Origin of the sequence: Phytopseudomonas dryadis (assembly GCF_004327355.1) — a bacterium.
Lineage (GTDB): Bacteria > Pseudomonadota > Gammaproteobacteria > Pseudomonadales > Pseudomonadaceae > Aquipseudomonas > Aquipseudomonas dryadis.
In genome coordinates this window covers 15834-29018 of record NZ_QJUM01000019.1, presented here as the reverse complement: position 1 = coordinate 29018, position 13185 = coordinate 15834, and the positions used below count along the sequence as shown (strand labels likewise).

Sequence of the window (13185 nt, the reverse complement as noted above, 5' to 3'; positions counted from 1 at the left end):
CGATGCAGCGAACTTTATATCGAGACTTGGCGATATACAGATCGTTCAGGACAATAGTGTTCATCGATTCGGATGATGGCCGGCGCGGTCGTGCTGAAACGTCAACAGGCCCTAAACTGTACGCCATGAACTACCTCGCACACCTGCACCTGGGCGGCGACGCGCCGCCACAATTGCTCGGCAGCCTGTATGGCGATTTCGTCAAGGGGCCTTTGTCCGGGCAATGGCCGGCCGGCATCGAAGCGGCCATCGTCCTGCACCGGCGCATCGACGCCTTTACCGACAGCCACCCGCTGCAGGCCAGGGCGCGGGCGCGTTTTCCCGCCGCGCGCAGACGGGTCGCGGGGATTCTCCTGGACCTGTTCTTCGACCATTGCCTGGCCCGCGACTGGCAGCGTTACAGCGCCCAGCCGCTGGATCGCTTCACCGCCCGGGTGTATCAGGTGCTGGCGGCCGAGCAGCGCCTGCCCGGCAACCTGCAACGGATCGCCCCGCGCATGGCCGCCCAGGACTGGCTCGGCAGTTACCGGGATTTCGCCGTGCTGGAGCAGGTGATCGCCGGCATGTCGCGGCGCCTGTCACGGCCCGCCCTGCTGGACGGCAGCCTGGATGAGCTGCAGCGGCTGTACCAGCCGCTGAGCGAGGATTTCAGCGCCTTCTACCCGCAGCTGATGGCCTTCGTCGGCGCGCAGCATCCGGATACGCCGGCCTGAGGCGAGCGCCGCCTCGTTGCGCTACAAGCCGTCGGCCATGTCCTCGCTGCGATCCATGGTCACCTGGCGGATGGACAGGCGGATCTCGGCGGGCAGCACGCGCTTGGCGGCGCCTTCGGCCAGCTCGGCGAGCAGCGGGTGGTGGCTGAGCTTGCCGGCTTCATCGCGGCGCAGCACGCCCTGGTCGAGCAGGGTCTGGATGAAGTGGCGGAACAGGCTCTTGTCGAAGAATTCCGGGGCGTTGAGCCCATGCAGGATGGACAGGCGCTGGGCCATGACCGTGCACAGGTCTTCCAGCTCCTCGGCGCTGATGCTGTTCTGCCCGGCATTGAGCAGCAGGGCGCTGGCCATGTAGAAGCGCTGCAGGGTCTGGACGATGGCCCGCGACAGCAGGGTGAGCAGGACGAAGTGGCGCGAGCTGGGGGCCGGGCGCACGTACAGCTCGTTCTCCAGCTTGAGCAGGCCCTGTTCGACGAAGGCCGCCAGCCACTGGTCGACCACGTCGTCGAGTTCGTCCTGCGACCAGCGGATGAACAGTTCCGCCTGCAGGTAGGGGTACAGGGCGTGGACGAAGCGCAGGATCTGCTCGCGGCTGATCCGCCCGCTGCTCTGGAAGAAGCTGGCCAGCAGTGCCGGCAGGGCGAAGATGTGCAGCACGTTGTTGCGGTAGTAGGTCATGAGGATGGCGTTCTGCTCATCCAGGTAGAGAATCCGGCCCAGGGCGTCCTTCTGTTCGGCGAGCAGGTCCATGCCGCGCACGTATTCGATCAGCGCCAGGCCGTCGCCTTCCGGCAGGGTGGTGTGCGGCGAGTAGGGCACGCGCCGCAGCAGGCCCAGGTACAGGTCGAGGATGCGCGTCAGGGCGCGTTCGTCCAGGGCCAGCTTGCTGGTGGAGAGCAGCGCCAGGGCGACCAGGTTGACCGGATTGATCGCCGCGGCCTCGTTCAGGTGCCGGGCCACGCGCTCGCCGAGGCGGTTGGTGGCGTCGTTGAGCCAGGCCGGGCGGAAGTGCGGCGCCAGGGTCTGGCTGCGCCAGTCGGGTTGCTGCTGGTCGAGGAAGGCGTCGAGCTTGATCGGTTCGCCGAAGTTGACCCAGACCTGGCCGAAGCGTTGCTTGAGGGCGCCGATGACCTTGAAGATGTCGAAGATCGACTCTTTCTTCTTGCTCGCGCCGCGTAGCTCGCCGAGGTAGGTGCGGCCTTCCAGCACGCGCTCGTAGCCGATGTACACCGGCACGAACACCAGCGGCAGGCGATGGCTCTGCAGGTAGCTGCGCAGGGTGATGGCGAGCATGCCGGTCTTCGGCCGGAGCATGCGCCCGGTGCGCGAGCGGCCGCCCTCGACGAAGTATTCCACCGGGTAGCCCTTGCTGATCAGGGTGTGCAGGTATTCGTTGAACACCGCGGTGTACAGCGGGTTGCCCTTGAAGGTGCGGCGCATGAAGAAGGCCCCGCCACGGCGCAGCAGGCCGCCGATGAGCGGCATGTTGAGGTTGATGCCGGCGGCGATGTGCGGTGGCGTCAGGCCGTTGCGGAACAGCAGGTAGGACAGCAGCAGGTAGTCGATGTGGCTGCGGTGGCAGGGCACGTAGACCACCTCGTGGCCCTGAGCGACGTCCTGCACGCCCTCGATGTGGTTGACCCTGATGCCGTCGTAGATCTTGTTCCAGAACCACGACAGCACCAGCTCGAGGAAGCGGATCACGGTGTAGGTGTAGTCCGAGGCGATCTCGTTGCCGTAGCGCAGCGCCAGGGCTTCGGCCTTCTCCAGCGGGAGGTTCTCGCGTTCGGCCTGTTCGGCGATGGCCTGGCGTACCTGGGGGCCGTGCACCAGGCCCTTGACCAGGTTGCGCCGGTGCGACACGTCGGGGCCGATGACCGCGGCCTTCTGGTTGCGGAAGTGCACCCGCAGGATACGGTGCACCATGCGCAGGGTGCGTTCCTGGCCCTTGTTCTGCGCGATCAGTTCGCGCAGGTGGATCGGTGTGGAGAACTGCACGCGGGTCTTGCGCCCGAGGATGAGGATGCTGGCCAGCCGGCGCAGGCGCCCGGTGACCGCCCAGCTGTCGGCGAACAGCAGTTTCCAGGCACTGGTCTCATGATCCGGCGACTGGCCCCAGAACACGCTGACCGGGATGATCTGCGCATCGTCCACGGCGTGCTCGCCGAGGGCGGCGACGATCCGCTGCAGGGTGGGCGAGATGCCGCGCTTGTCCTGGCGGCCGAGCCAGTCGGATTCCGGGGTCAGGTAGAAGAACGCCGCCGGTTCGATCAGTTCGCCCACCGCCACCGGCAGCACCGGCCGTGGCAGGCCGGTCTTGCTGCATTCGTGGTCGAGCACCGCGAGTTCGCTCAGGGCGGGCCGCTGCAGCACGTAGAACACCGGTTTGCTGCGGTCGAGCTTGAGGGTGAGGGCCGACTGGTTGATGGTTTCCGAGCGCACCCACAGGTACAGCAGGCGGCGCAGGGTACCGAATGCGAGGCGGCGAAGCGGGGAGCGGGTCATACGGATCTGGCTGTGGCGACGAGCCGGGGCTCGGGGGCGCTAGTGTGCCGGATCGCCGCCCTGGCGGCAAAATCTTGTAAAACTCTGCCGTGTTGGCAGCCGATCAGCGAATTAGGGTCGCGCTTGGTTGTAGCTGCGGCGGCGATTGCTGGTCGCACCACTGGTTTTGTGGGATGGCCGCCATCGCATCGCGCCGGGGTCGGCGCTCCTACACGGTCGCTGGCTTTGCGCAATCCTGCTGGTGTCGCGACTCCGTGGCGATTGCTGGTCGCACCACTGGTTTTGTGGGATGGCCGCCATCGCATCGCGCCGGGGTCGGCGCTCCTACACGGTCGCTGGCTTTGCGCAATTCTATAGGCGTCGCGACTCCGCGGCGATTGCTGGTCGCACCACTGGTTTTGTGGGATGGCCGCCATCGCATCGCATCGCATCGCGCCGGGGTCGGCGCTCCTACACGGTCGCTGGCTTTGCGCATCCTGTAGGAGCCGCGACCCCGCGGCGATTGGCGGTCACGCCGCGGATGCCGCTGGATGGCCGCCATCGCTTCGCCCCGGGGCGGGGCTCCTGTCCGGACGCTGGTTGTCGCGGAATCCTTGCCGTGCCGTACCCTCGTATTGCGGCTGCTACGGCAGCGTGGCCGGGTGCTCAGCGCGACGGATGCGCCGCGCCGGGCGAGCGCCCGTCATCCGGCCGCGTGGCGAAGCCTTCGAACCCCTCTTCGCCACTGAGCAGGCGTTCCAGCTCGCTGGCCGAACGCGGCCGGCTGAACCAGAAGCCCTGGGCCAGGCGGCAGTGCTCCAGGCGCAGGAAGTCCAGGTGTTCGGCGTTTTCCACGCCTTCGGCCACCACCTCCAGGCCCAGGCTGAGGCCCAGGCCGATGATGGCCCGGCTGATCACCCGTGAGTCCGGATCGCTCGGCGTGCCGCTGATGAAGCTCTTGTCGACCTTGAGGATATGCAGCGGGAAGCGCTTGAGGTAACCGAGCGAGGAGTAGCCGGTGCCGAAGTCGTCCAGCGCCAGCTGGATGCCCAGCCCCGCCAGTTCGCGCAGGCAGGCCATGGTCTGGGCGCTGTCTTCCATCAACTGGCTTTCGGTGATTTCCAGCACCAGGCTGGCCGCCGGCAGGCCGCTGTCGTGCAGGATGCGCTGCACCCGCTGGGCGAAGTCGGCCTGCTGCAACTGCCGGCTGGAGAGGTTGACCGAGCAGCGCAGGGGTTCATGCCCGGCCAGCTGCCACTGGCGTACCTGCCGGCAGGCCTGCTCCAGCACCCAGTCGCCGACGGCGAGAATCGCCCCGGATTCCTCCAGCCCGGGGATGAACTCCAGGGGCGAGACCATCCGCCCCTGATGCTGCCAGCGCAGCAGGGCTTCCACGCCGATCAGTTGTGGCGGGTCGAGGTCGATGCGGCAGATCGGTTGATAGCGCAGGCTGAATTCGTCGCGACCGAGGGCCTGGCTGAGGGCGTTCTGCAGGATCAATTGCTGCTGCGCCTGGTTCTGCAACTCGGCGCTGTAGTGGGCGAATTGCGCCTTGCCCGCGGCCTTGGCGCGGTACAGGGCCAGGTCCGCGGCCTGCAGGGCATCGAGGCCGCTGTCCTGATCCTTCAGCGCGGCGATGCCGATGCTGGCGCTGACCACCAGCAGGTGCTGCTGCACCTGGATCGGCGGATTGAGGCTGTCGAGCATGCGCTGGGCGACCCATTCGGCATCCAGGGTGCTGGCCAGGTCGTCGAGCAGTACGACGAACTCGTCGCCACCGAAGCGGATCAGGTGGTCGCCGGGGCGCAGGCAGTGTTTCAGGCGCCGCGCCACTTCCACCAGCACCAGGTCGCCGATCTGGTGGCCGAGGCTGTCGTTGATCAGCTTGAAACGATCCAGGTCGATGAACAGCAGGGCGGTCTCGCGGGCACCGGGCCGTCCTTGCCGCTGTAGGGCCTGGCCCATCAGCTCGTTCAGCCGGGCGCGGTTGGAGAGCCCGGTGAGCGGGTCGTGGCGCGCCGCGTGCTGCAACTGTTCCTGGGCCAGGCGGTGCTGGCTGATATCGGTCTGCGAACCGGCCATGCGCCGCTCGCCGGGCGCCACCTGCTCGGCGACGCCGCGCACCAGCACCCACAGGTAGCTGTTGTCGCGGCGGCGGATCCGGTACTCGTGGTGCAGCGAACTGCTCTGGCCCTGCAGGTGGGCGTCGATGGCGCGGCGCAGGCCACCGAGGTCTTCCGGATGCACACGGGCGAACCAGCTGGCGCTGCGTTCGCCGAGCTGGTCGCGGTGCAGATCCAGCATGCTCGCCCAGCGCTCGGAGCAGTACAGCCGGTCATGGTCGATGTGCCAGTCCCAGACCCCGTCGTTGGCCCCGCGCAGGGCCCGGGCGAAGCGCGCCTCGCTGTCCTCCAGGGCCTTGCGCTGAGCGGCGCCGTAGGTGTCCAGCGCCAGGCAGATATCGAAGAACACCGCCTTGAGCAGGCTGGCGTAGGTGTCGCTGGCGGCGTGCTCGCCGAGCAGCACGTCGAGCATCTCGTGCAGATACAGGCGGTAAGCGCCCAGGTACCATTTCAGGTCGAGGCCGATCTTCTGGTGCACCCAGCCCACGCGCAGGCGATTGAGGACGTAGCCCGCGTCGTGCGGCCCTTGCCACAGGCGCCGGTAGTAGTCGGTCTGGCTGTGCTTGAGGCGCGTCACCGTGCAGCCGCTGCCGATGATCGCCGCCGGTACCGGGAATTCGCCCAGGCGTGCGTAGAGGCGGTCGAGGAAGGCGCCGTGGTGGGGCAGCACGCTGTCGCTGTCGCGGTTCAGGCGCTCGCCGTCGGCCTGGCTCCAGTCGAGGAACAGCAGGCGCTGGCGGATTTCTTCCTCGCCCAGGCCGAGGTGGCGCAGCAACTCCTGAAACTCCTGTTCATGGCTCATGGCGTTTCCCGCGTAGGTCTGGGGTAAGGGCGATTGCCTGCGCGCGAGCGCATCAACAGGCCCCGGCGCGCGCCAATTCCACCAGCACCCGGTCCAGGCGTCTGCGCAGGCTGGCCAGCGGCGCGGCGCGAACGGCATGCCGGTCGTGTTCGAGCAGCTGTACGGCGTCCTCCAGCAACGTCCGCACTTGGGCGGCCTGCAGCGCCGAGAGCCTGTGCGGCCAGCTACAGCGCGCGCCCTGTTCGCAGTCACTGGGTTCGGCGAGCACGCTGCAGCCGGGCAACTGGCGCTGCAGGTAGCGCCTCACCTGACAGACACGGCCGGACTCGGGCAGCGAGAGCAGCAATTGGGGCTGGGGCATGGCATGGGCTCGGGGTGGCTAATGGCCATTAATTCTAGGCTTGTGCCCGCGCGCAACTATTGATCGGCGTCAGTATGGCTGCCGGCGTCGCCTGACCTGGGCAGCGCCGCGCAGCAGGATCAGCTCTGTCTAAAGTTATTCTAAAAAGCTATTTAATTAATTGGTCTTCCTTCAACTAGGGTATATGCCTCTTGCATCGCTACCGCTCATCCTGGCCTGGCGCGATGCTCTGCACATGAGGTGTATATGGCCGACGACAACCGCGGCTCGAACTCGCAACATCATGCGGACTCCTTCGAGCGGGATATCGCGCCGCCGCTCCTGCCCGCGCGTATCCTGAGCAGTGACGAGCAGGCCTTGCAGGCGGCCCATGAACTGGCCGCGGCGGCCAGCGCCGGGGCCGCGCTACGTGACCGTGAACGGCAGCTGCCGTGGGCGCTGGTCGAGCAATTCACCACCAGTGGCCTGGGCAGCATCGCCATTCCCCGCGAGTTCGGTGGCCCGCAGGTGGCCTTCACCACCATTGCCGAGGTCTTCCGCATCATTTCCGCGGTGGACCCGGCCCTGGGCCAGATCCCGCAGAACCAGTTCGGCATGCTCGCGCTGCTGCAACTGCTGGCCACCCCGGCCCAGCGCCAGCGCCTGTTCGCCAGCGTGCTGCAGGGCTGGCGCATCGGCAATGCCGGCCCCGAGCGCAACAGCAAGCACACCCTGGATCTGCGCGCCCGCCTGCAGCGCGACGGCGAGCGGTACCTCGTCAGCGGCGAGAAGTTCTACTCCACCGGCGCCCTGTTCGCCCACTGGGTGGCGGTCAAGGCCCTGGACGAGCAGGGGCGGCCGGTGCTGGCGCTGATCCAGCGCGGGCGCCAGGGGCTGCGTATCGTCGACGACTGGTCCGGCTTCGGCCAGCGCACCACCGCCAGCGGCACGGTGCTGCTGGATCGGGTCGAGGTCGATGCCGACAACCTGGTCCCGCTCTGGCAGTTCGGCGAGCGGCCCAGCATCCAGGGGGCGGCTTCGCAGTTGATCCAGGCCGCCATCGATGCCGGTATCGCCGCCGGTGCGCTGCGCGACGCGATCGCCTTCATCCGCGAGAAGTCGCGGCCCTGGATCGACGCCAATGTCGAGCGGGCCAGCGACGACCCCTATGTGATCGCCGATATCGGCCGTCTGCAGGTCGACCTGCATGCCGCCGAAGCGCTGCTGCGCAAGGCCGGCCAGGTACTGGACGAGGTCAGTGCCGGGCCGATCGACGCCGAGGCGGCCGCGCGCGCCTCGATCGCCGTGGCCGAAGCCAAGGTGCTGACCACCGAAATCAGCCTGCTGGCCAGCGAGAAGCTGCTCGAGCTGGCCGGCAGCCGCGCCACCCTGGCCGAGTTCGGCCTCGACCGGCACTGGCGCAACGCGCGCACCCACACCCTGCACGACCCGGTGCGCTGGAAGTACCACGCCGTCGGCGCCTACCACCTCAATGGGCGGCATCCCGCCCGTCACTCCTGGATCTGAGCCATGAACGCACCCTTGAATCCCGCGCCGGCGCTGATCGGCAGCGATGCCGAAGCGCTGCAGGTCGCCGAGGCCCTGGCCGAGGTGCTGCGCGCTGGCGCCGCCCAGCGCGACCGTGAGCGCCTGTTGCCGCATGCCGAACTGGAGCGGTTCAGCCGCTCCGGGCTGTGGGCCATCAGCGTGCCCAGGGCGTTCGGCGGTGCCGGCGTGTCCAGCGTCACCCTGGCCAGGGTGATCGCCCGGATCTCCCAGGCCGACAGCTCCCTGGGGCAGATTCCGCAGAACCATTTCTATGCCCTGGAGGCGCTGCGCATCAATGGCACGGCCGAGCAGCAGCGCCGCCTGTACGGCGAGGTGCTGCAGGGACAGCGCTTCGGCAATGCCCTGGCGGAACTGGGCACCAGGACCGCCCACGATCGCGCCACCCGGCTGCTGCCCGATGGCGACAACTACCGCATCGACGGGCGCAAGTTCTACGCCACGGGCGCGCTGTACGCCCAGCGCATCCCCACCCTGGCGGTGGACGAGCAGGGCGTGGGCTACCTGGCCTTCGTCCCGCGTCACGCCCCGGGGCTGGAGATCATCGATGACTGGAGCGGCTTCGGCCAGCGCACCACCGGCAGCGGTTCGGTGCTGTTGCGGCAGGTGCCGGTGGCGGCCGAGGATGTGCTGCCGTTCCAGAGCGCCTTCGAGCGCCCGACCACGCTCGGGCCGTTCGCCCAGTTGCTGCACGCCGCCATCGATGTCGGCATCGCCCGGGCCGCCTATGAAGATACCCTGAGTTTCGTGCGCAGCAGCTCGCGTCCGTGGATCGATTCGGGGGTGGACAAGGCCAGCGACGATCCGCTGACCCTCAAGGCCGTCGGCCGGCTGGCCATCCAGCTGCATGCGGCCGAAGCCTTGCTCGAACGCGCCGGCGAAATCCTCGACCAGGCCCAGGCCGCGCCCGATGCCGCCAGCGTGGCGGCCGCCTCGATCGCCGTGGCCGAGGCGCGGGCGATCAGCACCGAAGCCTCGCTGAACATCGCCAGCAAGCTGTTCGAGCTGGCCGGCAGCCGCGCCACCCTGGCCGAACACAACCTGGACCGGCACTGGCGCAACGCGCGCACCCACACCCTGCACGATCCGGTGCGCTGGAAGTACCACGCGGTGGGCAACTACTACCTCAACGATGCCCTGCCACCGCGCCGGGGCACCCTCTGATGGCCGGGCAGATGCTGCTCAACGCCACGGCGGCCGAGGGCAGCCTGCGCCACGAGCTGTTCGGCCAGGGGCTGCGGCGCCGGTCGCTTGGCGCTACCGACTCACCCCACTCCCTATGACCGAACAAGGATGAAGCGCATGTCGACATTACTGAAAACCCTCGCCCTGGGTGCCCTGCTGGGCGTTTCCGGTCTGGCCGCGGCGGCGCCACCGCTCAAGCTGGGCACCACCGCCGCCTTCGCTCCACCGCTGGAAGTGGCGGTGGCCGAAGCCAGGAAGCAGGGCCTGGAGGTGGAACTGATCGAGTTCAGCGACTGGATCGCGCCCAACGTCAGCCTGGCCAACGGCGACATCGACGTGAACTACTTCCAGCACATACCCTTCCTCGAGAACGCCAAAAAGGACGGCGGCTACGACCTGGTGCCCTATGCGCCGGGGATCATCAACAAACTCGGCCTGTACTCGAAGAAGCACGGCGATTTCGCCAGCCTGCCCGAAGGCGCCACGGTGGCCATCGCCAACGACCCGATCAATGGCGGGCGCGGCCTGCAACTTCTACAGCGGGCCGGGCTGATCACCCTCAAGCCCGACGTCGGCTATCGCGCCACCCTCGAAGACGTGACCAGCAATCCGAAGAACATCCGCATCATCGAGCTGGAAGCCGTGCAACTGGTACGCGCCCTGGATGAAGTCGACCTGGCCCAGGGCTACCCGCACTACATCCGCCTGGCCGGCACTCACGATCCCGAGTCGGCTCTGCTGTTCGATGGCGTGGACAACCCCGAATACATCATCCAGTTCGTCATCCAGCCGGCCAGCAAGGACGATGAGCGCCTGCGCAAGTTCGTCGATATCTACCAGCACTCGCCGGCCGTGCGCGCCGCCCTCGACCAGGCCCACGGCACGCTCTACCAGCCGGGCTGGGAAAGCTGAGCATGAGCGGTTTCGATCCCCATCTGCAGCAGGTCGCCCAGGCCCGCCAGGACAGCGACGCGCAGCTGCGCTTCGTCGGCCTGAACAAGGTCTACGACAGCGCCGAGGGCTCGGTGCAGGCGCTGCGCGATATCGATCTGGCGATCACCCGCGCCGAGGTGTTCGGCATCATCGGCCGCAGCGGCGCTGGCAAGTCTTCGCTGATCCGCACCATCAACCGCCTGGAAACGCCGAGCAGCGGTCAGGTGCTGATCGATGGCGAAGACATCGGCCTGCTCGACGAGGATCACCTGGTGCAGCTGCGCCGGCGCATCGGCATGATCTTCCAGCATTTCAACCTGATGTCGGCCAAGACCGTGTGGCAGAACGTCGAGCTGCCGCTGCGGGTCGCTGGCGTGCCGCGTGAACAGCGCCAGCGCAAGGTGCGCGAGCTGCTGGAACTGGTCGGCCTGCAGGACAAGCACGGCGTCTATCCGGCGCAACTGTCCGGCGGGCAGAAGCAGCGCGTGGGCATCGCCCGCGCCCTGGTGCACGATCCGCAGATCCTGCTGTGCGACGAGGCGACCTCGGCCCTCGACCCGGAGACCACCCAGGCGATCCTCGGCCTGCTGCGCGAGATCAACCGGCGCCTGGGTCTGACCATCGTGCTGATCACCCACGAGATGGCGGTGATCCGCGATATCTGCGACCGCGTGGTGGTGCTCGAACAGGGCGAAGTGGTCGAGCAGGGTGAGGTCTGGCGGGTGTTCGGCGCGCCCCGCCACGCAGTCACCCGCACGCTGCTGGCGCCCCTGCGCCACGGGCTGCCGGCGGACGTGCAGGCGCGGCTCAGCGAACACCAGCGGCAAGCGGAAGACGCGCTGGTGCTGCGCCTGCAGTTTTCCGGCAACAACCCCGAGCCGGATCTGACCGCGGTGGCCGGCGCACTCGGCGGCCGCCTGGCACTGCTCGACGGTGGTATCGAACGCATCCAGGGGCATGCCCTGGGTTACCTGCTGCTGGCGGTGAGCGCTTCACCGCACAGCCGCGAAGCACTGTTGCACAACGCCCACCAGTTGGCGGATCACGTGGAGGTACTGGGTTATGTCGCTGCTGCTTGAGCGCCTGTGGCAGGCGTTTCTCGACACCCTGCTGATGGTCGGCGTGTCGTCGTTGCTGGCCCTGCTGGCGGGCATTCCGCTGGCAGTGTTCCTGGTCACCAGCAGCAAGGGCGGGATCTTCGAAGCGCCGCGGCTGAACCAGGTGCTGGGCAGCTTCGTCAATCTGTTCCGCTCTATCCCCTTCCTGATCCTGATGGTTGCGCTGATCCCCTTCACCCGCTGGATCGTCGGCACCAGCTATGGAGTATGGGCCGCGGTGGTGCCGCTGACCATCGCCGCCACGCCGTTCTTCGCCCGTATCGCCGAAGTCAGCCTGCGCGAGGTCGACCACGGCCTGATCGAAGCGGCCCAGGCCATGGGCTGCCGCCGCTGGCATATCGTCTGGCACGTGCTGTTGCCCGAGGCGTTGCCGGGCATCGTCGGCGGTTTCACCATCACCCTGGTGACCATGATCAACTCCTCGGCCATGGCCGGAGCCATCGGTGCCGGCGGCCTTGGCGACCTGGCCTACCGCTACGGCTACCAGCGCTTCGACAGCCAGGTGATGCTCACCGTGATCGTCGCCCTGGTGGTGCTGGTCAGCCTGATCCAGTTCGCTGGCGACCGCCTGGCCAGGGGGCTGAACAAGCGGGCGTAGGGGGCAGAAAGCTACAAGCTGCAAGCGGGCGTAGGGTGGACAACGCTCTTTTTGTCCACCATTGCGATCGCAGAGCGGTGGACGGGGCGGGCCGCGCAGGTGAAGCATCGTCCACCGACTTCAAGCTTCAAGCGAAAGCATAGGTGTCACGCCTGAACCGCTTTTAACTTGAAGCTTGCCGCTTAAAGCTTGCAGCTTATGCAAGGTACATTGCATGCAAAGTCATGGGGCGTGACAATGGCGAACGACCATCATGCCGATACTCCTGAACAGGTAACGTAATAGAGGGGTATTCACAAACCATTTGCAGTGAAAACAACAAGATGAAAAAGCACCTTAATAATCAGTTGTACGAAGTCATCTCCTCGAGCATCGAGAAGGGTGTACTGACACAGGGTACTTTGCTGTTGGAAGGGCCTCTGGCAGAGCTGTTTGGTGTAAGCCGTTCCCCGGTACGCCAGGCACTCGTCAACCTGCATGAGAAAGGCCTGATCTGCACCTTCGACGGGCGCGGTTATCTGGTCGGGGCGGAGCCGGGTAAGGTGCTCAGGCGCAAGCTGGAAGCCAGCGATTTCAAACTGAGCGAAGGAAATACCCAGGCGCCGCGCAAGACCGAGACCTGGAAGGCGGTCTACAACCAGATTGAGCGCGACCTGCTGCACCAGTCGTTGTTCGGCTCCTACCACATCAATGAACTGGAGCTGTCACGCCATTATTCGATCAGCCGCACAGTGTCGAGCCAGGTTCTGATCCACCTGTCGCTGATGGGGCTGGTGGAGCGCGACGAGCGCTCGCGCTGGCTGCTCGGGCAGTGGGACGAGGAACGCCTCGGCGAACTGTATGAGGTGCGCCGGCGCCTGGAGCCCTACGTGCTGGTGCGCGCGGCGCAGTTCCTGCGGCCGCAGCAGCTCGAGGGCTACATCGGGCGCCTGCACCAGGCCATGGCGATCTACCCGGACATGGACAGCCGGCAGTTCGACGACCTCGAAAGCGACCTGCATATCGAAACGCTGGGGCACTGTCCGAACCGGCAGATGCTGCAGATCCTGCGGCGCACCCACTCCCTGCTCTTGTCGGGCAAGCACATCCTGCTCGACAAGAGCTATTTCCCCGACGAAGAGCCTTTCTTCCGCGAGCACCTGAGCATCTTCGAGCACCTGCGGGACGGGCGCCCGGAGCTGGCGGCGCAGAGCATGGAGGAGCACCTGGTGATCGCCGAGCGCAAGGTCAGGCAGCGCCTGGCGTATTTCCGCGAGCAGAATCGCATCGAGGAAATGCCCTACCTGGAGCGGAGCGAGGCGTAGGGCGCGCCGTGGGAGTCGT

The 13185-nt window shown here is 67.0% G+C and carries 9 protein-coding genes and 1 pseudogene; 7 read left to right on the top strand and 3 right to left on the bottom strand.

Features of this window, described 5'->3' with window-relative positions; translation table 11 throughout:
- Positions 1 to 125: 125 nt before the first annotated feature.
- Positions 126 to 713, top strand: a complete 588-nt coding sequence (locus DNK34_RS16245) for an acyl carrier protein phosphodiesterase (RefSeq protein ID WP_131175979.1) — start codon at positions 126 to 128, stop codon at positions 711 to 713.
- Between the two features lie 21 nt (positions 714 to 734).
- On the opposite strand, the gene plsB is transcribed toward DNK34_RS16245, so the two are convergent.
- The 3 genes from plsB to DNK34_RS16230 form a co-directional block, all read right to left on the bottom strand.
- Positions 735 to 3218 (bottom strand): glycerol-3-phosphate 1-O-acyltransferase PlsB, encoded by a 2484-nt coding sequence (gene plsB / locus DNK34_RS16240; RefSeq protein WP_131175978.1) that lies wholly within the window; start codon positions 3216 to 3218, stop codon positions 735 to 737.
- Between the two features lie 645 nt (positions 3219 to 3863).
- Complete coding sequence (locus DNK34_RS16235; RefSeq protein WP_131175977.1) at positions 3864 to 6122, bottom strand: putative bifunctional diguanylate cyclase/phosphodiesterase; 2259 nt, start codon at positions 6120 to 6122, stop codon at positions 3864 to 3866.
- Positions 6123 to 6174: 52 nt separating this feature from the next.
- Positions 6175 to 6483: a hypothetical protein gene (locus tag DNK34_RS16230; RefSeq protein WP_131175976.1), complete on the bottom strand. Its 309-nt coding sequence runs from the start codon at positions 6481 to 6483 to the stop codon at positions 6175 to 6177.
- 246 nt (positions 6484 to 6729) lie between these two features.
- On the opposite strand from DNK34_RS16230, the gene DNK34_RS16225 reads away from it, so the two are divergent.
- The 6 genes and pseudogenes from DNK34_RS16225 to DNK34_RS16200 all read left to right on the top strand — a co-directional run bounded on the left by DNK34_RS16225 (position 6730) and on the right by DNK34_RS16200 (position 13166).
- Complete coding sequence (locus DNK34_RS16225; protein ID WP_131175975.1) at positions 6730 to 7989, top strand: SfnB family sulfur acquisition oxidoreductase; 1260 nt, start codon at positions 6730 to 6732, stop codon at positions 7987 to 7989.
- Positions 7990 to 7992: 3 nt separating this feature from the next.
- A complete protein-coding gene (locus tag DNK34_RS16220) occupies positions 7993 to 9192 on the top strand; it encodes an SfnB family sulfur acquisition oxidoreductase (protein WP_131175974.1) in 1200 nt (399 codons plus the stop codon).
- A gap of 138 nt (positions 9193 to 9330) precedes the next feature.
- On the top strand, positions 9331 to 10125 hold the full coding sequence (locus DNK34_RS16215; RefSeq protein ID WP_131175973.1) for a MetQ/NlpA family ABC transporter substrate-binding protein: 795 nt from the start codon (positions 9331 to 9333) through the stop codon (positions 10123 to 10125).
- Positions 10126 to 10184: 59 nt separating this feature from the next.
- A pseudogene (locus tag DNK34_RS16210) lies at positions 10185 to 11225 on the top strand (methionine ABC transporter ATP-binding protein); the annotation flags it as partial.
- Positions 11209 to 11862 (top strand): methionine ABC transporter permease, encoded by a 654-nt coding sequence (locus tag DNK34_RS16205; RefSeq protein WP_165493573.1) that lies wholly within the window; start codon positions 11209 to 11211, stop codon positions 11860 to 11862. The pseudogene DNK34_RS16210 and the gene DNK34_RS16205, both read left to right, overlap by 17 nt.
- Before the next feature lie 323 nt (positions 11863 to 12185).
- Positions 12186 to 13166, top strand: coding sequence for a GntR family transcriptional regulator (locus tag DNK34_RS16200; protein ID WP_131175971.1), 981 nt, complete (start codon positions 12186 to 12188; stop codon positions 13164 to 13166).
- The last annotated feature ends 19 nt before the right edge of the window (positions 13167 to 13185 follow it).